Source organism: Bacillus sp. FSL K6-1003, from assembly GCF_037964945.1.
GTDB lineage: Bacteria > Bacillota > Bacilli > Bacillales > Bacillaceae > Bacillus > Bacillus mojavensis.
Map to the genome: position 1 here is coordinate 2,989,748 of NZ_CP150176.1, position 20,126 is coordinate 3,009,873.

21 protein-coding genes are annotated in these 20,126 nt (G+C 44.2%); 4 read left to right on the forward strand and 17 right to left on the reverse strand.

Annotated elements, in window-relative coordinates:
• Window positions 1–29: 29 nt before the first annotated feature.
• The gene (locus tag NSU16_RS15335; RefSeq protein ID WP_286058055.1) at window positions 30–2,018 is read right to left on the reverse strand and encodes a methyl-accepting chemotaxis protein; all 1,989 of its coding nucleotides are present in this window, start codon (window positions 2,016–2,018) and stop codon (window positions 30–32) included.
• A 174-nt stretch (window positions 2,019–2,192) separates the two neighbouring features.
• The gene (locus tag NSU16_RS15340; RefSeq protein WP_168748621.1) at window positions 2,193–4,181 is read right to left on the reverse strand and encodes a methyl-accepting chemotaxis protein; all 1,989 of its coding nucleotides are present in this window, start codon (window positions 4,179–4,181) and stop codon (window positions 2,193–2,195) included.
• A 159-nt stretch (window positions 4,182–4,340) separates the two neighbouring features.
• Here NSU16_RS15340 and NSU16_RS15345 point away from each other — a divergent pair, with 159 nt between their 5' ends.
• A complete protein-coding gene (locus NSU16_RS15345; protein WP_010331642.1) occupies window positions 4,341–5,078 on the forward strand; it encodes a protein-glutamine gamma-glutamyltransferase in 738 nt (245 codons plus the stop codon).
• 12 nt (window positions 5,079–5,090) lie between these two features.
• On the opposite strand, the gene NSU16_RS15350 is transcribed toward NSU16_RS15345, so the two are convergent.
• The 7 genes from NSU16_RS15350 to NSU16_RS15380 all read right to left on the reverse strand — a co-directional run bounded on the left by NSU16_RS15350 (window position 5,091) and on the right by NSU16_RS15380 (window position 11,094).
• Window positions 5,091–5,345, reverse strand: coding sequence for a hypothetical protein (locus NSU16_RS15350; RefSeq protein ID WP_010331643.1), 255 nt, complete (start codon window positions 5,343–5,345; stop codon window positions 5,091–5,093).
• Window positions 5,346–5,369: 24 nt separating this feature from the next.
• Window positions 5,370–6,401 (reverse strand): nitronate monooxygenase, encoded by a 1,032-nt coding sequence (locus NSU16_RS15355; protein WP_339191408.1) that lies wholly within the window; start codon window positions 6,399–6,401, stop codon window positions 5,370–5,372.
• Window positions 6,402–6,415: 14 nt separating this feature from the next.
• Window positions 6,416–6,814, reverse strand: a complete 399-nt coding sequence (locus tag NSU16_RS15360) for a secondary thiamine-phosphate synthase enzyme YjbQ (RefSeq protein WP_229149053.1) — start codon at window positions 6,812–6,814, stop codon at window positions 6,416–6,418.
• A 117-nt stretch (window positions 6,815–6,931) separates the two neighbouring features.
• Window positions 6,932–8,596 carry an alpha-glucosidase gene (locus tag NSU16_RS15365; protein WP_339191410.1) on the reverse strand — a complete coding sequence of 555 codons (1,665 nt, stop codon included), beginning with the start codon at window positions 8,594–8,596 and terminating at the stop codon, window positions 6,932–6,934.
• A gap of 179 nt (window positions 8,597–8,775) precedes the next feature.
• Window positions 8,776–10,065 carry a hemolysin family protein gene (locus NSU16_RS15370; RefSeq protein ID WP_168748626.1) on the reverse strand — a complete coding sequence of 430 codons (1,290 nt, stop codon included), beginning with the start codon at window positions 10,063–10,065 and terminating at the stop codon, window positions 8,776–8,778.
• A 43-nt stretch (window positions 10,066–10,108) separates the two neighbouring features.
• On the reverse strand, window positions 10,109–10,786 hold the full coding sequence (locus tag NSU16_RS15375; RefSeq protein WP_010331648.1) for a zinc metallopeptidase: 678 nt from the start codon (window positions 10,784–10,786) through the stop codon (window positions 10,109–10,111).
• Between the two features lie 44 nt (window positions 10,787–10,830).
• Window positions 10,831–11,094 carry a hypothetical protein gene (locus NSU16_RS15380; RefSeq protein WP_010331649.1) on the reverse strand — a complete coding sequence of 88 codons (264 nt, stop codon included), beginning with the start codon at window positions 11,092–11,094 and terminating at the stop codon, window positions 10,831–10,833.
• 132 nt (window positions 11,095–11,226) lie between these two features.
• Here NSU16_RS15380 and NSU16_RS15385 point away from each other — a divergent pair, with 132 nt between their 5' ends.
• The gene (locus NSU16_RS15385; protein ID WP_024122645.1) at window positions 11,227–11,481 is read left to right on the forward strand and encodes a protein mistic; all 255 of its coding nucleotides are present in this window, start codon (window positions 11,227–11,229) and stop codon (window positions 11,479–11,481) included.
• A complete protein-coding gene (locus NSU16_RS15390) occupies window positions 11,478–12,464 on the forward strand; it encodes a potassium channel family protein (protein WP_010331651.1) in 987 nt (328 codons plus the stop codon). Before NSU16_RS15385 ends, NSU16_RS15390 begins: the two co-directional genes overlap by 4 nt.
• On the opposite strand, the gene NSU16_RS15395 is transcribed toward NSU16_RS15390, so the two are convergent.
• From NSU16_RS15395 to NSU16_RS15415, 5 genes are all read right to left on the reverse strand, one after another.
• Window positions 12,461–12,865, reverse strand: coding sequence for a YugN-like family protein (locus NSU16_RS15395; RefSeq protein WP_268448467.1), 405 nt, complete (start codon window positions 12,863–12,865; stop codon window positions 12,461–12,463). The genes NSU16_RS15390 and NSU16_RS15395 overlap by 4 nt on opposite strands.
• Before the next feature lie 60 nt (window positions 12,866–12,925).
• Window positions 12,926–13,297, reverse strand: coding sequence for a hypothetical protein (locus tag NSU16_RS15400; protein ID WP_339192700.1), 372 nt, complete (start codon window positions 13,295–13,297; stop codon window positions 12,926–12,928).
• Between the two features lie 58 nt (window positions 13,298–13,355).
• Complete coding sequence (locus tag NSU16_RS15405) at window positions 13,356–14,708, reverse strand: glucose-6-phosphate isomerase (RefSeq protein ID WP_010331654.1); 1,353 nt, start codon at window positions 14,706–14,708, stop codon at window positions 13,356–13,358.
• A gap of 111 nt (window positions 14,709–14,819) precedes the next feature.
• Complete coding sequence (locus NSU16_RS15410) at window positions 14,820–15,992, reverse strand: iron-containing alcohol dehydrogenase (RefSeq protein ID WP_268471502.1); 1,173 nt, start codon at window positions 15,990–15,992, stop codon at window positions 14,820–14,822.
• 101 nt (window positions 15,993–16,093) lie between these two features.
• Entirely contained in the window at window positions 16,094–17,257 is a 1,164-nt protein-coding gene (locus NSU16_RS15415; RefSeq protein WP_010331656.1) for an iron-containing alcohol dehydrogenase, read from the reverse strand.
• A 240-nt stretch (window positions 17,258–17,497) separates the two neighbouring features.
• Between NSU16_RS15415 and NSU16_RS15420 the strand changes: the two genes are divergently transcribed.
• Window positions 17,498–17,734 (forward strand): DUF378 domain-containing protein, encoded by a 237-nt coding sequence (locus tag NSU16_RS15420; protein ID WP_010331657.1) that lies wholly within the window; start codon window positions 17,498–17,500, stop codon window positions 17,732–17,734.
• A 45-nt stretch (window positions 17,735–17,779) separates the two neighbouring features.
• Here the strand turns inward: NSU16_RS15420 and yugI are convergent, their stop codons facing one another.
• The 3 genes from yugI to NSU16_RS15435 form a co-directional block, all read right to left on the reverse strand.
• The gene (gene yugI / locus NSU16_RS15425; RefSeq protein WP_010331658.1) at window positions 17,780–18,172 is read right to left on the reverse strand and encodes a S1 domain-containing post-transcriptional regulator GSP13; all 393 of its coding nucleotides are present in this window, start codon (window positions 18,170–18,172) and stop codon (window positions 17,780–17,782) included.
• 200 nt (window positions 18,173–18,372) lie between these two features.
• Window positions 18,373–19,533 (reverse strand): aminotransferase, encoded by a 1,161-nt coding sequence (locus tag NSU16_RS15430; RefSeq protein WP_339191412.1) that lies wholly within the window; start codon window positions 19,531–19,533, stop codon window positions 18,373–18,375.
• Window positions 19,534–20,034, reverse strand: a complete 501-nt coding sequence (locus NSU16_RS15435) for an Lrp/AsnC family transcriptional regulator (protein ID WP_010331660.1) — start codon at window positions 20,032–20,034, stop codon at window positions 19,534–19,536. It abuts the gene before it with no gap.
• Window positions 20,035–20,126: the final 92 nt, after the last annotated feature.

A 20,126-nucleotide genomic window follows, 5' to 3' on the forward strand; every position in this document is an offset into this window, starting at 1 on the left:
CCCTATTAAAAATTAGTGATTAAGACCTATTAATCATCCAATTTAAATCGTTTTGTCAAATCTCGCAGCTCTTCAGACATTTTTTCAAGCGTCTGTGCCGATGAGCTGATTTCTTCCATGGAGGCAAGCTGCTCCTCGGCTGAAGCGGCGATATCTTGAATGCCGTCCGAACTTGCTTTAGAGATAGCGGCGATATCTATAGAAGCAGCGGATATTTCCTGAGAACCCGCCGACAGCTGTTCAACCGTCGCATTCATGTTTTGCAGTTCTGCGGCAATTTGATTCGTCATTTTTGATATATGGTTAAAGCTTTGTTTTGTTTCGTCTGTCATGACCAGGCCTGTTTCCACTTCTTTATTTACAGATTGAAGCACGTTTAATGATGTATGGATCTCTTTTACGATTTCGCTGATCAGCGATTCAATTTCCTTAGCTGAATCTGCCGACTGTACCGCAAGTTTTCTCACTTCTTCAGCGACCACAGAAAAGCCTCGTCCGTACTCGCCTGCTCTTGCCGCTTCAATGGCGGCATTTAATGCTAAAAGATTGGTTTGATCTGCGATGCCGTTGATAACACGTAAAATATTTGTGATATCCTTTGATTTAATTTCCAGGCCTTTGACCACCTGCTCCGCTTCTTTCACAGAATGATCAATCGTATTCATTTGGCCGGCTGTTCTCTGAACGAGTGTTTCCCCTGCGCTTGACACTTCGGTGGAATCTGCAGAGGTTTCTGTAATGACTGCCGCCGCCCGAGCCAGCTCTGCCAGTCCGTCGTTCATTTCGTTAATTTGTTCTGTTGTTGTCTCGATTCTGTCGCTCTGGTTTTCGCTTCCGTTTGAAAATTGTTCGATTGCCTTTGTAATGTGTTCAGTGGCCTTGCTTGTCTGATCTGCGGAAGCTGTCAGCTCTTCTGACGATGAGGCGACATGTTCTACAGAATCTTTGATGCCGTAGATCAGCGAACGGAGAGAGTGCGCCATATTGTTGAAGCTTTGGCTCAGAACCCCGAGTTCGTCTTTTGATGTGATTTCTATCGTTTCTGTTAAATCGCCTTTACTGATTTTTTCAGCTGACGCAACGATGCGTTTCAAAGGCCTTGTAATCGACCGAATGACAAAATAGGTCGCCGTGATTCCGGCTGCAATGGCAATGGCCAGAACAACTGATGCCATAACAAGCACCTTGCTTGCGGCATCATGGATCTCGTCAGCATACATCGTGCCGCTGATTTTCCAGCCTGTTGTTTCGCTTGTGGCGAACGCCATTTTCTTCTTCTTTCCTTTGTGCGTATATTCAAAGTCACCACTTTTGTCTTTGTAAAGTTTGTCTATCCACTCCCCTTCTAACTGCGTTCCCGCTTTTTCACCGGAGTAGGCGATGACTTCTTTATTTTGGCTGAGGATAAAGGCATAGCCTTCTTTGCCAATACTGATTTCTTTTGCGGTTTCCACAAGGTCATCGATTTTCATATCCATGGCGACAACGCCTGATCCGTCCTTTGTCTGGCGTGCAATGGTGACAACCATTTTTCCTGATGAAATGGATTCGTAAGGTTCGGTCACAATTGTCTTTCCTTTATTAGCCATGGCTTCTGTGTACCAGTCACGTTCTAAAGCATTAAAGTCGCTCGGCATGTCTGCGTGCGGATAGCGTGTGAATGTCCCGTCTTTACTGCTTGAAAACACCGCAGCGACATTGTCATTCATTTGAATAAATTGTTTAAATTCTTGTTTGAGTTCCGTTTTTTTCTTGTCTTTCAACTTGTCTGCTGTCGCCCAGTCGCTGAAAAACGCGAGGCTTTTTTCAGTCGTTTTGATCTTACCGTCAATAATGTTATCTAATATTTGAACGTTTTCCTTTGCGCTTTGCGTCATCTGTATGTCAAGAGATGCAACGGCTGATTGATAAGCGCTTACCGATAGTGCCGCAATTGGGACAATTAAGATCAGCAGGAAAGAAATAATGAGTCTCCTGGCAATTGATGATCTACGAATGGTGGTGAGTGTTTTTTTCATTCCTCTTGAACCTTCTTTCAATAATTTACAAATTATATCGGCTGATATTCCTTTATCTTACATTGAAAATGAAGGAAAAAATGAAAAATAGTTCTAAACTCACCGTTTTAGACAGGTCTTTTTTATTATTTCTTATACAAAAAAACAGCGCTTCATAGGCGCTGTTTTTTGCTCTTATTCAATTTTAAATTTTTTCGTCAGATCACGAAGCTCTTCTGCCATCTGCGCCAGGGTCGTGGCTGATGAACTGATTTCTTCCATAGAAGCAAGCTGCTCCTCGGCCGATGCGGCAATGTCTTGAATGCTTGCCGAGCTTTCTCTTGAAACATCGGCAATTCCGCTCACCGCTGCCGATACATGCTCTGATCGGCCTGACAGCTGTTCTACGGTTGTATTCATCGTCTGCAATTTGTCTGCAATCTCATTTGTCATGGTGAAAATACTTTGGAAGCTTTCCTTTGTATTGTCTGTGACAACCAATCCCGATTGCACTTCTTGATTAACGGCTTTAAACATGTGAAGAGAAGTTTCGATTTCTGCTACGATCTCCTGGATTAGTTTCTCGATTTCTTTAGATGAGTCTGCAGATTGAACGGCCAGTTTACGCACTTCCTCCGCTACAACAGAGAAGCCTCTCCCTGATTCCCCGGCCCGCGCCGCTTCAATGGCTGCATTTAATGCTAGCAGGTTTGTTTGGTCAGCAATCCCGTTGATGACTCGTAAAATACTCGTGATATCTTTTGATTTTCCTTCTAAGCCTTTCACCACTGCTTCAGCCTGCTGAACAGACTCATTAATTGAATTCATCTGCCCGACTGTCTGCTGGACAAACTTCTCGCCTGTACCCGCGATTTCCGTTGATTGAATAGATGCCTTCGTAATGTCTGATGATGTTTGTGAGACTTGCTGGAGCCCTTCATTCATCATGTTCAGCTGATGAGAGCTGGATTCCACTTTTTCGCTTTGCTCTTCGTTTCCGTTTGAGAACTGCTCAATTGCCATTGTGATATGCTCCGTCGCCTTGCTCGTTTGTCCGGCGGATGCAGTCAGCTGTTCGGATGATGCGGCAACATTATTAACCGAGTCTTGAATGGCGCTGATAAGCGAACGCAAGGATTGTCCCATTTCGTTGAAGCTTTCGCCAAGCTCTCCCAGTTCATCTTTCGACCGGATTTCGATGGTTTCTGTCAAATCCCCGCTGCTAATCATTTTTGATGACTGAACCAGACGTTTTAACGGTTTTGTGATCGAACCAACGATAAATAGGATTAATATTCCGCCTATAAGTATCGAAGCAATCAGCACAATCATGCCTGTTGTGAGAACAGATTTTGAGGCATCTTTGATTTCACTCATATACATGGTGCCGGCAATTTTCCAGCCAGTCAGTTGATTTGTCGTATATGTCATCTTTTTATCTTCATGATTCAGGGTATACTGCAGCTCGCCGCTGTCCTTGTCATACATTTTGGCAACCCAGTCGCCTGACAGCTTTTCACCAGCCTTATGGTTTTGATGGGCGACATATGTTTTGTTTTTCGTGGCGATGAAAACATAGCCCTCTTTTCCGACTTTAATCTGTTTCATCTGTTCCAACAGCTTATCAATTGTGATATCCATGGCAACGACACCTGAACCATCCTTCAATTCCTGAGCAATCGTTATGACCATGCTTCCGTCATTGGCTGCCACATAAGGATCGGTCACTATGATGTCACCGCCGGCTTTCATAGCATCCTGGTACCAAGCTCGTTTTCTCGGATCGTAGCCATCCGGTAATTTTTCTTTCGGTGCCTGTACATATGTGCCGTTTTCTGCCCCAGCGTAGATTCTGGCTACGTCTTGGTTAATAGAAACATATTGCGAAAACTTGGCTTTAAGCTCTTCCTGTTTGGATTTTCCTTTAAACGCAGAGCTTCTCAGTGATTCACTGAAAAAGCTGATGCCTTTCGCTTTTGCTCCTAAATCATTTGTAACTGTTGTATTAAATGAATCGACACTATTTTTCGCATTTCCCATGATTTCCTGATCCAGTTTTCCGCTTGCTGAGCGGTAAGAACTGAATTCCAATATAAGAATCGGAATAATTAAAATCACAACAAATGAAATCATTAGCTTTCTAGAAATTGACGGTTTTGTCAGCCAATTGATAAAAGTCTTCATATCCAGTTTCTCCTTCAGGTTTGATACACTATATATCGGCTGCTTTAAAAAGTTTTTAAAATCAGACGCAAGAAATTTCCTTTCCGGCTTTTTCTCTGTTTTTTAACTTTCATTGCCCGAGCCTTGTGCATAGTTTATAAAAAACAAGGGGGGCTTCAGATGATTATTATATCCGGACAATGGCTCCGTCCCCAAGACATTGAAAACTGGCAAATTGACAAGAACCTGAACCCGCTGCTAAAAGAATTGATTGAAACACCCGTTCAGTTTGATTATCATTCGATCGCTGAACTGATGTTTGAGCTTCATTTGCGCATGAATATCGTTGAATCGGCAAAAGCGCTGCATAAAAGCGGAGCGAAGTTCGCCACCTTTGTAAAAACATACGGGAATACAGCGTATTGGCGGGTTTCACCGGAAGGGGCTCTGGAGCTTAAGTATAAAATGCCGCCTTCAAAAGCGATTCGGGATATTGTAGAAAACGGCCCGTTTTACGCGTTTGAATGCGCGACGGCAATTGTTGTGATTTATTACTTAGCTTTGCTTAAAACCATCGGAGAAGAAAAATTCGACGCAGCCTTTGACAGAATTATTTTGTATGACTGGCATTATGAGAAATTGCCGATATATACAGAAACGGGACATCACTTTTTTCTTGGAGACTGTTTGTATTTTAAAAATCCTGAATTTGATCCGCAGAAAGCGCAGTGGAGAGGCGAAAATGTGATTTTATTAGAAAAGGACAAATATTTCGCTCACGGCTTGGGGATTTTAAACGCTCAGCAAATTATTGATAAGCTGAATTCCTTCAGAAGAAAAGGAGCCGTACAGTCCGCTTATCTCCTTTCACAAGCGACCAGGCTTGATATTCCGTCTCTCTATCCCATCACCCGCTAAAAACCCCACCGTCTATTTTGGGGACGATGGGGTTTCAAATGCTTTTCGTTTTCGATAGAAAGGGGCTGTGCCGACATACTGGTTCGCAGCCCATTCCATTTTTTCAAGGTCAGTTCTCGTCACGATGGGATCTTGGCTGCTCCACTTGATACATCGGACAAAATAATACCCTTGGATGGGAGCCATTGTAACTTTTGAATGAGGCCAGTCTTCAAATACAAACTCAATTTTCCCTTTCTTTTTATAAGAATATTGATGAATGTTCATCGTCTGTCACCTCTGTTGGTTACGTTACGATTGGCAAAGCTCAGCTATCAGCGTTCTCACGTCAGCGGATCTATTGAGCATTCCGACTGATTGCCCCGCCCACAGAGACATGTGACCGGAATCTTTGGCTGCGGCGGCATGTTTTCTCATTGGTTTTGTTAACGTGTTTTGCAATGGATAAGGAAGTGTATTTGCCTCTTCAGCTTGTTGCTCTTTCATCCATTGGTTGACTATACCCCTTGCAGGCTTTCCCGAAAACAATGCGGTAAGGCGTGTGTCTGTTCCATGTGCTTCTTTTAATTCCTGTCTGTACGTTTCAGAGGCTTCACTTTCCTCACACATAAGAAATGGAGTCCCGACCTGTACACCTTGGGCTCCGAGACAGTGAGCTGCTTGGACGCCGCGGCGGTCTGCAATTCCGCCTGCCGCAATCACGGGTACTGAAACAGCGTCTGCAGCTTGGGGAACCAGTGACATTAAGCCAATAGAAGACTCTCCGCTGACCGGCAGAAAAGAACCGCGGTGGCCGCCTGCTTCACTGCCTTGCAGCACGATGATATCCATTCCGTGCTCTTCCAGCAGGACGGCTTCTTGCGGCGAAGTAGCCGTTCCGATAAGACAGCACCCATTTTCCTTTAATACATGAATGCTTTCATCAGGCGGGATGCCGAACGTAAATGAACAGGCTCTTACATTGTATGTAAGAATCAGATTTATTTTTTGATGAAAATCCTCCCACTCTTCCTCTTCTGAAGGAAAAGCAGCCGCCTGTTCGGCAAACGGAATGTTCTTTTTCCATGTGTGAACCGTTTTGTCGTCCGGTGCCTTCCTTTTTTCCGGCACGAACACATTTACCTGAAAAGCGCTGCTGGTCAATTCCTGCATCTCGATGATTTGTTTTTCGAGCGTACCCGGACTGAGATATCCGGAAGCGAGACTTCCGAGTGCGCCTTCATTCGACACAGCGGCCGCCAGCCGAGGTGTGACCAGGCCGCCTGCCATCGGCGCCTGAATGACAGGCTTTGATAATGATAATGCTTTCATCCATTGAGTCATAGAAGCACCTCCTGTTAATCCATAATTTTGATATGGCATGTTCGGTGACGCGGGCCGTCAAATTCGCAGAAATAAATACCTTGCCACGTCCCGAGAATGAGCCGCCCATTTTCAATTATGACATGCTGTGAAGCGCCTACCGTACTGGACTTCATATGTGCAGCTGTATTGCCTTCTATATGGCGGTCCAGCTCATGATCCCATGGATAAATCTCATCAAATCTTCGGAGCATATCTCTTTTCACATCGGGATCGGCATTTTCATTAATTGTAATGCCTGCCGTCGTATGCGGACAGTAAATCAGCGCTGCCCCGTTTGCCACCCCTGTTTCTTGGAGAAACGCTTCCACCTCGTGAGTGATTTCAATCATTTCATCTCTTTTGTTTGTTTTGATTTGCAGTGTTTTCAGCATATCGTTTCTCCTTTCAATTCCCCTTCTCTTTGCATATTCGTTCTGTGTTCTTTTTTTCCTGTTACATCAGGCTCATAAACCTGAAGAAAACAAAAACTCCAGCTTTTTGCCGGAGTTTTATTGCCATAGGTATACTCTGGCTTCATAAGGTTTTAACAGCAGTGATGTCGTATGCTTGTGCGGTTCTGTTTCCATATTTGACAGGAGGAGTTTGTCAGTGGATAACGGCAATGCGGGATATCTGCAGAACGCCGGCGAACCCGTCAGATTTGCCACAATCAGTGCCGTTTGGCTCTCGTTTTTGCGAAGGTATGCAAAGATTTGCTGATCTTCCGGCAGAATCAGCTCGTATTGGCCATAAATAAATACATCATATGTTTGGCGGAGTTTGATCAAGCTTTTGTAAAAGTGATAGACAGATGTGTTATCGTTTAGTTGCGCCTCGGCGTTCAGCCATGTGTAATTGTCATTTACCCCAAGCCATGGCTTGGCATCAGAAAACCCAGCGTGAGAAGAAGCATTCCATTGCATGGGGGTTCGTGAATTGTCTCTTCCCTTTTTCCAGACAATCTTCATTACTTCCTCATGAGAAGCGCCTTTTGCGGTCTCAATGTCATACAGCCGCTTCATCGCGACATCATCATAATCCTCAATGGAAGGAAACGCCACATTGGTCATGCCGATTTCCTGTCCCTGATAAATAAACGGCGTACCTTTCATCAGAAAATAAACAGCGGCGAGCGCTTTTGCACTTTCCTTTAAGAAATTCCCGTCGTCTCCCCATACAGAAACAGAACGAGGCTGATCATGGTTTTCCATGAACAAAGCGTTCCAGCCGATTCCCTCCAAACTGTTCTGCCACTCTGTTAAAATTCGTTTGAAAGCAGCGATATCGATGGTTTCATTTATCTCTATATCCCACAGGCCGAGATGTTCAAATTGAAAAATCATGCTGAAAATGCCGGATTCCTCTCCCACCCACTCAGCCGCCTCCTTTGCCGCGACACCGTTTGCCTCTCCGACCGTCATGATCGGATAGCGGGAAAATGTGTTTTCCTTCAGTTCTGTTAAAAAATCTAAAATACCCTCAGCATTCATATGATAAGGAAAGGATGGAACATAGGACAGCCCTTTCGGATTCGGCAGATCAGGCAGCCCTTCTTTTTTCTTAATATGAGAAATGGCATCCACCCGAAATCCGTCTATGCCTTTATCAAGCCACCAATTGATCATGTCATAAACGGTGTTTCTTACCTCTACATTTTCCCAGTTCAGATCAGGCTGCTTTTTATCAAAAAGATGGAGATAGTACTGGCTTGTCTGTTGATCATACTCCCAAGCCGATCCGCCGAAAATGCTTTCCCAATTGTTCGGCTCTTTTCCGTCTTTCCCGTCCTTCCAAATATACCAGTCACGTTTTTGGGATTGTAAAGATGCACGTGATTCAATGAACCATGGATGTTCATCACTTGTATGATTCACGACAAGATCCATAATGAGCTTCATGCCAAGCTCATGAGTATCATGAAGCAGCTGATCAAAATCTGCCATTGTGCCGAAATCGCTCAATATGTTTTTGTAATCTCTAATATCATAGCCGTTATCCGCATTGGGTGAGTCGTACAAGGGGCAAATCCAAATCACATTGGCACCTAGTTCTTTTATGTACGGAAGCTTGGACCTGATTCCTTGAATATCCCCGATACCATCGCTGTTTGAATCTTTGAAGCTTCGGGGATAAATTTGGTAGACCACCGCTTCCTTCCACCAAGCCTTTTTCATACAGCCACTCCTTCCTGTGTGTTTTATATCTTATGTAGAAAAAGGCCATTGAAGCATTCATTTTTTCAGAAAAAAACCTCTTGCCGATGACAAAAGACTGATCAATGTTTCAGAAGCCTTTGGTCCGGTTTTTCTTTGAATGCTCAAAAAAACAGCCGCGTCTAGCCGGCTGTTTTTGATTAAAACTCTGTTTTTTTGATTTCGACAAATCGAATATGATGGTCTTCAGCATCGAGGATTTTAAACTCGCAGCCCTCGGCCTGTATCACATCTCCTGCTTTCAGCTCCATTTTTTGCGTCAGAAGCCAGCCTGCAATCGTATCAATTTCTTCATTCTCAATGGCAATGTCGAGCAGGTCATTCACTTCATCTATTAGCGCTTTTCCATCCATCACATAATGGTGCTCGCCCTTTTTCAAAATATGCGGCGTTTCATCCTGGTCATATTCATCACGGATTTCCCCGACAATTTCTTCGATAATATCCTCGACAGTGACAAGCCCCGCCGTACCCCCGTATTCATCTACGAGAATGGCCATATGAATCCGTTCCTTCTGCATGCGGATTAAAAGCTCCTGAACAGGAATGCTTTCAATGACCCTGATGACAGGTCTCATAATTTGCTTCAGTTTAATCGGCTGGCCTAGAAAATACGCTTTAAACATATCTTTGCTGTTGATAATCCCTAAAATATGATCCTTATCTTCTTTGATGACAGGATACCGTGTATACCGTTCGTTAATGATGAGATGAATCGCCTCTTCAAGCGACTGCTCCAGAGAAATGACAGCGATTTCTGTTCGCGGAATCATAATTTCTCTCGCCACGCGGTTGTCGAATTCAAAAATCTTATTCACATAGCGAAATTCGGACTGGTTGATTTCCCCTTTTTCATAGCTTTCTGACAGGATCAGCCTCAGTTCTTCCTCACTGATGACAACCTCATGCTCCTTTACTGAATGAAACCCAAACAGCTTCACAAGAAAACTCGCAGAGCCGTTCAAAGCTTTGATAAACGGATACATGATTTTATAAAACCAGATCAGCGGCTTTGCGATCCATAAACTGACGGCCTCCGCCTTTTGAATCGAAACCGTCTTCGGCGCAAGCTCTCCCATCACCACATGCAAAAAAGTGACGATAATAAATGCAACAATAAAGGTGACGATGTGATTGATGGGTTCCGGCATACCCGTCATTGTAAATAAGGGATGAAGGATGTGCTCCAATGTTGGTTCACCGAGCCACCCGAGGCCGAGCGCCGTGATCGTAATCCCGAGCTGGCAGGCTGATAAATACTCGTCTAGATTAGAAATGATTTTGTGTACGGCAAGCGCACGGCTGTCACCGCTTTCCATGAGCTGATTGATTTTCGAACCCCGAATCTTAACAATCGCAAATTCCGCTGCAACAAAAACAGCCGTAATGCCAATCAAAACAAAAATGGCTACCAATTGTAGAATAAGCAAAAAAAGCCCTTACCGTAAATGGTAAGGGGCCACCTCCTTAACGTTAATTCTCATTACGACCGTTTAAGAAGATCATCACAAACCGAAGAAGTTCAAACAGGGAAACCAGCGCGGCGGCCACATACGTCAATGCAGCGGCACTCAGCACTTTATTTACACCGTGTTCTTCGTTGTTTCGAATGAATCCTTCAGACACAATAATTTGCTTCGCGCGTGAACTTGCATTGAATTCAACAGGCAGTGTGATCAGCTGGAAAAAGACAGCGGCTGAAAACAGAATGATGCCGAGCCCGATGAGGTTCAGACTGCCAAGAAGCATGCCCCCCAAAAAAAGCAAAGGAGCCACTCCGGATGCAAAATTCACAACGGGGAACATTTTATGTCTCAGCACAAGCGCACCATATGATTCCTGATGCTGCAAGGCATGTCCGACTTCATGGGAAGCAACGGATATGGCGGAAATTGAGCGGCCGTAATAAACCGGCTCAGATAAACGCACCACCCGTCTTGTCGGGTCGTAATGGTCTGTTAAAGCGCCTCTTACCGGTTCAACCGGCACGTCGTAAAGACCGTTTATATCTAAAATCCGTCTTGCGGTTTCTGCCCCTGTTCGACCGCTTGAGGCTTCCACTTTTGAATATTTTTCAAAGTTGCTCTTTACTTTAAATTGTGCCCAAAACGACAATCCCAATGCGGCTATTGTTAAAAATATAAACAGCATGCTTCATCATCCTTTTTTAAAGATCGTATGTTTCTTTATTACGATTATTTTAATGAGTTTTCTTTCTCGTGTACAGAAATGCGCTTTTTCTTCCGTCTCGGTGCACACATTCCGATAAGCAAAAGGAACAAGCCGGCCGAAAACAAATAAAAAGAAAAGCCTCCAATCAGCTTATTCAAAAAATGATGCCATGAGAAGCTATCGGAAAAGTGATTGTACGCATTCAAGTCGAAAATAAACAAAATCACTGCGGATGCCGCAAGCTGCGTACCGATCAAAACCACAACGGTTCTCTGAATGATCGTCATCTGTTCCACCTTTTTTCGCTGATTTGTTTTAGTTTATGGAGAAAACCGGTTTTATATGTTTTAGTTCATTTTTTGAAAAACAACACCGGAAGTAGGACATACTGTTATAAAAAGAGCACGGGTGTGATGAACATGAAAGTGACGAGTGAGGAAAAGGAACAGCTGAGTACAGCGATTGACCGAATGAATGAAGGACTGGACGTATTTATCCAGTTTTATAATGAATCTGAAATCGATGAACCCCTTATTCAGCTGGAAGACGATACAGCTGATCTCATGAAGCAGGCCCGCGACCTGTACGGCCAGGAAAAGCTAAATGAGAAGCTGAACACAATTATCAAACAGATTTTATCTATTTCATTATCTGAAGAAGGAGAAAAAGAATGAAGTCAAATCGGATCTTTATCTCATGGCTGAGGTGGCCGTTATTTATCCGAATCGGGCTGATCATTCTTTTTCTAGTTCTTTTGTTCGGGCAAATCATTTATTTACTTGAGCCCAAGCAGTTTACTTCTGTCTTCGAAGGTATTTGGTGGGCCGTGGTTACCGTCTCAACAGTAGGCTACGGGGATTATGTGCCGCACACGCCGCTTGGTCAAGTAGCCGGAATGCTGCTGATATTAATCGGGGCAAGCTTTGTCACTGCTTACTTTGCCACCTTATCCGCTGCCGCTTTCAGTAAACAGCACCGCTACATAGAGGGGAAGGTCGCTTACAAAGGACGGGGCCATGTCATTATTATCGGCTGGAATGAAAAATCAAATCGCCTTTTGAGAGAGCTTCAGCTGGCGGCGCCCTCCAAGACAGTTGTTCTGATTGATGAAACGTTAAAAGAAGGGCCGCTCATTGAAAATGTCCATTTCATACGCGGACACGCCGCAGATGATGAAACGCTGAAACGAGCCAATATTACTGAGGCGGACACAGTTATGGTCACCGCCGACCAATATAAAAGTGAAGCGGAGGCGGACATGCTGTCAGTGCTGATTCTTTTATCAGTCAAAGGATTGAATCCGCTGGCTTACTGTATTGTCGAAATTCTGACTGACCGCTTTGTCACCAATGCAGAACGGGCAGGCGCTAATAAAATTATCGGGACATCTCAGCTCTTAAGCCGCGTGATGCTGGAACATTACCGAGTCAAATTGCAGCTGTCTAAACCGCAAAGCTTAATTGAGCTGACACTCGATAAAAAAGTGCGGCTGATTTCGGTTCCTTCTGAGCTGCAGGGCGCCGCTTATAAAACATGCGTCCTCTATTTTCTAGATCACAACACCACCATTATCGGCATACAAAAAGAGGAAGGGCCTATGATTACCCCTCCTCTTTCATATAAAGTGCTTGAAACAGATCAGTTCCTTGCGCTTTAACCCAGCAGAACATCCTCCAGCTCTTTGACAAGGGAGGCGCCGATATCCAAATACGCCGGATCAATTTCCGCGTCCCGTCTTTCGGGTTCAGAAAATTGATTAAACAGCGATTGAAACGGCCCTCCTTCAGCATGATCATCAAGGCCTGCCTGGAACACCTGCCTCAGCATAAACGGAGTTCCGATACGGACAGCTGCCCCGCGTTCATCGAGACTGCCTTGTATGGCATTGACGGGAATTCTTAAAAACAAATATCCGTCTTTATCATCAATTTTATAATCAAAATAGCCGTGATCGTACTCCCAGCCGCCGTTTATCACATAACCGAGCGGCTTCATGACTTGTTCCAGCTCCTGAAGCAAAAAAGGCTGCCCATCTATCGCGGAAGGTATTGTAATCATCAAACTGCCCCTTTTTTCATTTATCCTGTCCTGCCGCACAAGACTTCATTCAGAGGTTGATTACATGGAAATTGTTTTTTCCTTTGCCCGGCCAACCGAAAAGAAAGCGCATTCAATTAAGAAGTAAACAGTTATCGCTGCAGCAATCCCCGCCGCAGATTCCCATGAAACATATACAACAGCCGCATAGAGTCCTAACTTTGTTAAAAGGGTGTGAGAACGCTTCAATTGCAAAATCTGATGTACTGCATCAGTAAAAATGGCAAGCGGAAGCCCGATCAGAAGAAAGGTGTGGATAAAAAAGTGTGAGAGTGTGCCGCCAAGGTGGGAAGAAAACTCTGTATTCACGGCATCAAAGGATATGAGAATAACGAAAACTGCTGCCGATAAGCCCGCAATGATGAGATGTTTGACGATTTGTTTCATGAACATCAGCACCTTTCTGATTTGATAAAAAGCCGACCGGCTAATGCCAGTCAGCTTTCTTACATTAATCTTCGAGACGTTTTTCAAGCTCAGCTTTTTTCTCTTCAAAGCCAGGTTTGCCAAGCAATGCAAACATATTGACTTTATATGCTTCTACTCCAGGCTGGTCAAAAGGATTGACGCCGAGGAGATATCCGCTCATCGCGCAGGCTTTTTCGAAGAAATAAACAAGATATCCAAAAGTATATGCATTCAGCTCAGGAATGTTGACGATTAAGTTTGGAACGTTTCCGTCTGTATGAGCCAGCATTGTACCTTGGAATGCTTTTTTGTTAACGAAGTCTACCGTTTTTCCGGCTAAATAGTTTAAGCCGTCAAGATCGCTATCCGCTTCTTCGATTGTCAGCTCGTGTTTAGGTTTTTCAACATTCAGCACCGTTTCGAACAAGTCTCTGCGGCCTTCCTGTACGTACTGTCCTAATGAGTGAAGGTCTGTTGAATAGTTGGCAGAAGAAGGATAAATGCCCTTCTCGTCTTTGCCTTCACTTTCGCCGAACAGCTGCTTCCACCACTCCGCAAAATATTGAAGCGCCGGCTCATAGTTGATAAGCATTTCAATCGTTTTGCCTTTATTGTAAAGCACATTGCGAACGACCGCATACTGGTATGCAGGGTTTTCTTCCAATTCTGATGTGGCAAAATCCTTGCTCGCATCAAATGCGCCTTTCATCATGTCGTCAATGTTGACGCCGCTGACAGCAATCGGAAGGAGACCAACAGCTGTTAAGACAGAATATCGTCCGCCGACATCATCAGGAATGACAAATGATTCGAAGCCTTCTTCGTTAGAAAGTGTTTTTAACGCGCCGCGCTCTTTATCAGTTGTCGCATAAATCCGCGCTTTCGCTTCTTCCTTGCCGTATTTCTCTTCCAGAAGCTTGCGGAAAATACGGAAAGCGATTGCAGGCTCAGTTGTTGTACCTGATTTAGAGATGACGTTAATGGAGAAGTCAACATCTTCGAGAAGATCCATGACATCTCTCATATATGATGAACTGATGTTGTTTCCGATGAAAATGACTTGCGGATTGCCTCGTTTTGCTTTTGGCAGTGTATTGTAAAACGCGTGATTAAGCGCTTCAATCGCTGCCCGCGCGCCGAGGTAAGAACCGCCGATACCGACAACAAGCAATACATCAGAGTCAGATTTGATTTTTTCCGCGCTTTTTTTAATACGCGCAAATTCTTCTTTATCATAATGTTCAGGGAGGTCCACCCAGCCTAGAAAATCGCTGCCCGCGCCTGTTTTTTCATGAATATTATGGTGTGCTGTTTTTACAAAGTCGCGCAAATATGTAAGTTCATGTTCGTTGAAGAAAGTCAACGCTTTTGAGTAGTCAAAGCGTACATGCGTCATTGCTTGTCCCTCCATAACGGTATAATGTTTTCATCTTTCACTTTATATGAACTTATCCGTGAAATCAAGTCAAGAAGAAAGGACAGAATGACTGCATTCCGTCCTTTGACATTAGAGTGACGCGCGAAGGATGGCAAGCACGTCATCTTTGTTCAGTTTTTGGAAGTTGCCGAAGCCGCCGTGCTCCATTTCTTTGGCTGCGATATCAGCAATCAGTTCCAGTTTTTCTTCTCCGATCTCATAGTCGGATAGACGGGAAGGCGCACCCAGACTTGTCCAGAACGCAGACAGCTTGTCGATACCTTCAAGCGCAATTTCTTTATCCGTTTTGCCCTCTGTATCAATGTCAAACATATTGAGCATGAGGTTTTTAAAGCGGCCGACATTCGTATCAAGCGTGTATCTCATCCAGTTCGGGAACAGGATCGCAAGTCCGCCGGCATGCGGAATATCATATACAGCTGATACGGCATGCTCCATTGTGTGAGAAGCCCAGTCGCCGAAGTAGCCCATTTGAAGCGTGCCATTCAGAGCGATAGTGCCTGCATATAGAATCGTCTCACGATGTTTATAATTTTCCAGATCCTCCAATAGTTTTGGAGCTGTTTCGATTACCGTCTGCAGAACGGCAAAGCACATTCTGTCTTGCAGCGGTGTGTTTTCGACATTATGGAAGTATTGTTCAAACACGTGGCTCATCATGTCAACCATGCCGTAAACCGTTTGATTTTCAGGCACTGTGAACGTATTTTCAGGGTCTAAAATCGAGAACCGCGGATGAGTTACATTGCTTCCCCATACAAATTTCTCATTTGTTTCCCAGTTTGTAATCACAGAGTCAGGGTTCATTTCAGAACCTGTGGCAGCAAGGGTTAGAACTGTACCAAACGGCAGTGCATCCTCGGCTGTTACTTTCTTGCTGAATATGTCCCAAGCGTCTCCGTCGTATTTCACTCCTGCAGCGATCGCTTTTGTGCAGTCAATGACACTTCCGCCACCCACAGCAAGCAGAAAATCAATATCATGCTGTCTGCATAGGTCAATGCCTTTTTCCACAGTCGCAAGACGCGGGTTCGGCTCGACCCCTGACAGTTCATGGACAGCCGCGCCTTCTTCTTTTAATATGTCTGTTACTTGGTCATAAAGGCCATTACGTTTAATGCTTCCGCCTCCGTAGACAAGCAGAACATTTTTACCGTATTGCTTTAATTCTTTTCTTAATTGTTCAAGCTGACCTTTTCCGAAGATCAGTTTCGTCGGGTTATAATAAGTGAAATTTTCCATTGTAAAACCTCCATATAGTGCTGTATCAAAAAACAGGTTAACAATTGTAACATAAGTTCAAAGAAAAAGGGAAGCAGCCTGATCAGCTGTTTCCCCTTTTGTTATAGAGATGCTTTTAAGATAGCAAGTACATCTTCTTTGTGTAGTGATTTAAACTGGCCGAACGTACCGTTGGCCATTGCCTTGTCGGCAATTGTGTCGAGCTGTTCGTCATTAATATCGTAATCAGCCAGTCGATTTGGAGCGCCTAGGCTTGTCCAGAAAGCAGACAGCTTGTCGATACCTTCAAGCGCGATTTCCTCATCTGATTTTCCAGCTTCCTCCACACCAAACACACGAACCGCCAGCTGCTTCATGCGAGCCGGGTTTTCTGACAATGTATGTCTCATCCAGTTCGGGAAGAGTATTGCGAGTCCGCCGGCATGCGGAATATCGTAAACGGCTGAAACCGCATGTTCTATATTATGAGTGGCCCAATCCCCTCTTGCACCCATTGACAGCATACCGTTTAAAGCGATTGTCCCTGTGTAAAGAATCGTTTCACGCAGTTCGTAATTTTCAAGATCATTGATCAGCTTAGGCGCTGTTTCGATGACTGTGCGTAAGAGCGATTCGCACATGCGATCCTGGTAAGGTGTGTTTGATACATGGTGGAAGTATTGCTCAAACACGTGGCTCATCATATCAACCATTCCGTAGATCGTGTGATTTTTAGGAACAGTAAACGTGTTCACTGGATCCAAAATGGAGAACTTAGGGAACACGAGCGGGCTTCCCCAGCCATATTTCTCTTTTGTTTCCCAGTTTGTGATAACTGAACCTGAGTTCATTTCAGAGCCAGTTGCGGCGAGAGTCAAAACAGTTCCAAACGGTAAAGCTTCCTTCGGCTGGTGTTTTTTCGTTACGATATCCCACGCGTCACCATCATACTTTGCCCCCGCAGCAATCGCCTTTGCACAGTCGATGACACTGCCGCCGCCGACAGCCAATAAGAAATCAATGTTGTTTTCTTTGCAGATCGCAACACCTTTATTAACAGTCGACACACGCGGGTTCGGCTCTACGCCTGCTAATTCATGTACCGTGACACCGGCTTTATTCAGCTGTTCCATCACTTGGTCATAAAGGCCGCTGCGTTTAATGCTTCCGCCTCCGTAGACTAACAATACATTTTTTCCGTAAGGTTTCAGTTCCTCCGGGAGTTTTTCAACTTCGCCGCGGCCGAAAATTAATTTCGTCGGGTTCCAATATGTAAAGTTTTGCATGACATCTCCTCCTTAGATTTTTATTATGCAGAATGCCTGCGCTCCATGTAAAGCAATCAGCTCGTTCTGTTTTCAGCGTATCAGACAGTTTTCATTTGCAAGATGCTGGGAATGGAACAGATACAAGCTGAGTTTGAGCCGTTTCGTCCGGCTTCTCACAATATGGAGAATGCATGTATAGATTCTCCAATATGTCACAATCTATAACTGTTTTAATAATTCATGGAGGAGGTTGTAAACATGAGTACTATTCAGAGAATTTGTCTTGTATTAACGATCATTGGCGCTATTAACTGGGGACTGATCGGATTTTTCCAATTTGATTTAGTAGCAGCCATCTTTGGCGGCCAAGGGTCAGCCCTTTCCCGTATCATTTACGGACTCGTCGGAATCGCCGGCTTAATCAACCTCGGTCTGCTGTTTAAGCCAAACGAAGAAGCTTCACGAGAAGAAGCAGCGAAGCCTGAAATGCGATAGGATAAAAAAAAGCACCGAACATTCCTGTCCGGTGCTTTTTCATGCTTACTTTTTGATAAGATCTTTGCGATTGGACATTTCGATCCACTCTTCAAGCTTATCTTTTAATGTGTTGAAACCTTGTGGTGCAGAAGCTTCTTCGCTCACTTGTGCTGATTTAGGTTTTCTTGGTTTGCTTTCTTTTTTCTCAGGCGCAGCTTGTGTCGCACGAATAGAAAGGCTGATTTTTCCTTTTTCTTCGTCAACAGCTAGTACTTTTACTTGTACTTCGTCACCAACAGAAAGGTGCTCGTTGATGTCTTTTACGAAACCATGAGTTACTTCAGAAATGTGTACCAGACCTTGAGTCTCTTCATCTAATGCAACAAACGCACCATACGCTTGTAATCCTGTAACTTTGCCAGTGTAAACACTGCCCACTTCAAATTTTGCTGCCATTCATAACAACTCCTAAGTTAAATTAAATATCAGTTTATACGCAATTTAAAATTATATCATACATGTCTCATTTCCGCAAAGAAAACTTTTTTATATGATATCAGGTTTAAGCATATCAAAAAGAGGGTATACTGCAAATACCAAAGGCTTTCTAGTATTCCCCCTTTTATTGGATGCGAACAAAAAGTTCGTATCTTTTTTTATGTTGTTTTGTGTAAGAAGCGTTTCATTCTGACCAATGCTTCTTGCAGCTGTTCAATTGATGTCGCATATGAACAGCGGATATATCCTTCTCCGCTCGGCCCAAATACATTACCCGGAACAACGGCTACTTTTTCCTGCAGCAAGAGCTCCTCGGCAAACTGTTCTGAGCTCATCCCAGTGCTTTTGATGGATGGGAAAGCATAAAAAGCACCGCTCGGATGGTGGCAGCTGAGACCGATTTCATTAAGCGTTTCGACAAACAAATTACGTCTTCTGCGGTAGCTCTTTTTCATCTTTTCTACATCTTCTATTCCGTTTTTTAACCCTTCAAGCGCTGCGTATTGCGCCATTGCAGGCGCGCACATCATCGCATACTGATGGATTTTAAGCATCGCGTTGCGAATTTCTGAAGGCGCCGCGGCAAAACCGAGTCTCCAGCCTGTCATGGCAAACGCCTTTGAAAATCCTGAAATGACAACCGTCCGCTCTTTCATCCCCGGTAATGCTGCTATGCTCGTGAATTCCTCATCGTATGTCAGTTCCGCATAAATCTCGTCGGCCAGTACGATTAAATCATGTTTTTTGGCAAACTCAGCAATTTCATGCAACTCTTTCTTTGAGTAAACCGAGCCGGTCGGATTCGAAGGCGAACAAATGAGAATAGCCTTTGTCTTTTCGGTCACTGCCGCTTCAAAATCCTCAGCCGTCGCTTTAAATCCTTTATCAGCCGTCGTATGGACATGAACCGGAACGCCGCCTGTCAAAGAGACAAGCGATTCATACGCCACAAAACACGGTTCTGGAATAATCACTTCCTCACTCGGATTTACAATGGCGCGGATTGCAATATCCAAAGCCTGGCTCGCCCCTACCGTCACAATCAATTCATCGTCAGGTGAGTATGTAAGATTAAACCGGCTGCTTACATAACGGCTGATTTCCTCTCGCAATGAGTATAAACCTGCATTAGCGGTATATGACGTATACCCTTGTTCAAGGGAAAGAATGCTTGCTTCCCGGACATTCCAAGCCGTTACAAAGTCAGGTTCTCCGACTCCTAAAGAAATAACCCCTTCCATCGTTGCCGCCAAATCAAAGAATCTGCGGATGCCGGATGGTTTTATTTGTTTTACATAATCGGATAAATAAGAAGTCATTTACGGTGACACCACGATTCTTTTGTCGTCGTCTCCCGTTTCAAATACTTTGCCGTCGTGCTTGTATTTTTTCAGGATAAAATGTGTTGTCGTAGACACAACTGAATCAAGAGTTGACAGTTTATCAGATACAAAACGCGCAACGTCAGACATTGAATTGCCGCGGATCACGACAGACAGGTCGTATACGCCTGACATCAGGTAGACTGATTCTACCTCTTGGAATCGGTAAATCCGCTCCGCCACTTCGTCAAAACCGACTCCGCGCTTTGGAGTGACTTTAACATCAATCATGGCAGTCACGCCTTCATGGCCGTCCACTTTCCGCCAGTCGATCATAGCGGAATAATCAATAATAACCTTTTCTTTTTCCAATTTGTCAATGATCGCTTTTACTTCATTTACAGGGATACCGGCCATTTTTGCGATTGTTTCCAGGTCGGCGCGGCTGTTTTCGTCTAAAATTTCTAATATTTCTGTTTCTTTATCGGTCAATTTCATTCATTTCACACCTTTGCAATGTCAAGAAATCTTCATGACATTATATCACGTTTTTTGACGAATGCTAAGAAAAAACGAGGAGAAACTTCCGC

Excerpts from the sequence above, each read along its gene's own strand:
- NSU16_RS15335 (WP_286058055.1), bottom strand. The coding sequence starts at position 2,018 with ATGAAAAAAACACTCACCACCATTCGTAGATCATCAATTGCCAGGAGA.
- NSU16_RS15340 (WP_168748621.1), bottom strand. The coding sequence starts at position 4,181 with ATGAAGACTTTTATCAATTGGCTGACAAAACCGTCAATTTCTAGAAAG.
- NSU16_RS15345 (WP_010331642.1), top strand. The coding sequence starts at position 4,341 with ATGATTATTATATCCGGACAATGGCTCCGTCCCCAAGACATTGAAAAC.
- NSU16_RS15350 (WP_010331643.1), bottom strand. The coding sequence starts at position 5,345 with ATGAACATTCATCAATATTCTTATAAAAAGAAAGGGAAAATTGAGTTT.
- NSU16_RS15355 (WP_339191408.1), bottom strand. The coding sequence starts at position 6,401 with ATGACTCAATGGATGAAAGCATTATCATTATCAAAGCCTGTCATTCAG.
- NSU16_RS15360 (WP_229149053.1), bottom strand. The coding sequence starts at position 6,814 with ATGCTGAAAACACTGCAAATCAAAACAAACAAAAGAGATGAAATGATT.
- NSU16_RS15365 (WP_339191410.1), bottom strand. The coding sequence starts at position 8,596 with ATGAAAAAGGCTTGGTGGAAGGAAGCGGTGGTCTACCAAATTTATCCC.
- NSU16_RS15375 (WP_010331648.1), bottom strand. The coding sequence starts at position 10,786 with ATGCTGTTTATATTTTTAACAATAGCCGCATTGGGATTGTCGTTTTGG.
- NSU16_RS15380 (WP_010331649.1), bottom strand. The coding sequence starts at position 11,094 with ATGACGATCATTCAGAGAACCGTTGTGGTTTTGATCGGTACGCAGCTT.
- NSU16_RS15385 (WP_024122645.1), top strand. The coding sequence starts at position 11,227 with ATGAAAGTGACGAGTGAGGAAAAGGAACAGCTGAGTACAGCGATTGAC.
- NSU16_RS15390 (WP_010331651.1), top strand. The coding sequence starts at position 11,478 with ATGAAGTCAAATCGGATCTTTATCTCATGGCTGAGGTGGCCGTTATTT.
- NSU16_RS15395 (WP_268448467.1), bottom strand. The coding sequence starts at position 12,865 with ATGATTACAATACCTTCCGCGATAGATGGGCAGCCTTTTTTGCTTCAG.
- NSU16_RS15400 (WP_339192700.1), bottom strand. The coding sequence starts at position 13,297 with ATGTTCATGAAACAAATCGTCAAACATCTCATCATTGCGGGCTTATCG.
- NSU16_RS15405 (WP_010331654.1), bottom strand. The coding sequence starts at position 14,708 with ATGACGCATGTACGCTTTGACTACTCAAAAGCGTTGACTTTCTTCAAC.
- NSU16_RS15410 (WP_268471502.1), bottom strand. The coding sequence starts at position 15,992 with ATGGAAAATTTCACTTATTATAACCCGACGAAACTGATCTTCGGAAAA.
- NSU16_RS15415 (WP_010331656.1), bottom strand. The coding sequence starts at position 17,257 with ATGCAAAACTTTACATATTGGAACCCGACGAAATTAATTTTCGGCCGC.
- NSU16_RS15420 (WP_010331657.1), top strand. The coding sequence starts at position 17,498 with ATGAGTACTATTCAGAGAATTTGTCTTGTATTAACGATCATTGGCGCT.
- yugI (WP_010331658.1), bottom strand. The coding sequence starts at position 18,172 with ATGGCAGCAAAATTTGAAGTGGGCAGTGTTTACACTGGCAAAGTTACA.
- NSU16_RS15430 (WP_339191412.1), bottom strand. The coding sequence starts at position 19,533 with ATGACTTCTTATTTATCCGATTATGTAAAACAAATAAAACCATCCGGC.
- NSU16_RS15435 (WP_010331660.1), bottom strand. The coding sequence starts at position 20,034 with ATGAAATTGACCGATAAAGAAACAGAAATATTAGAAATTTTAGACGAA.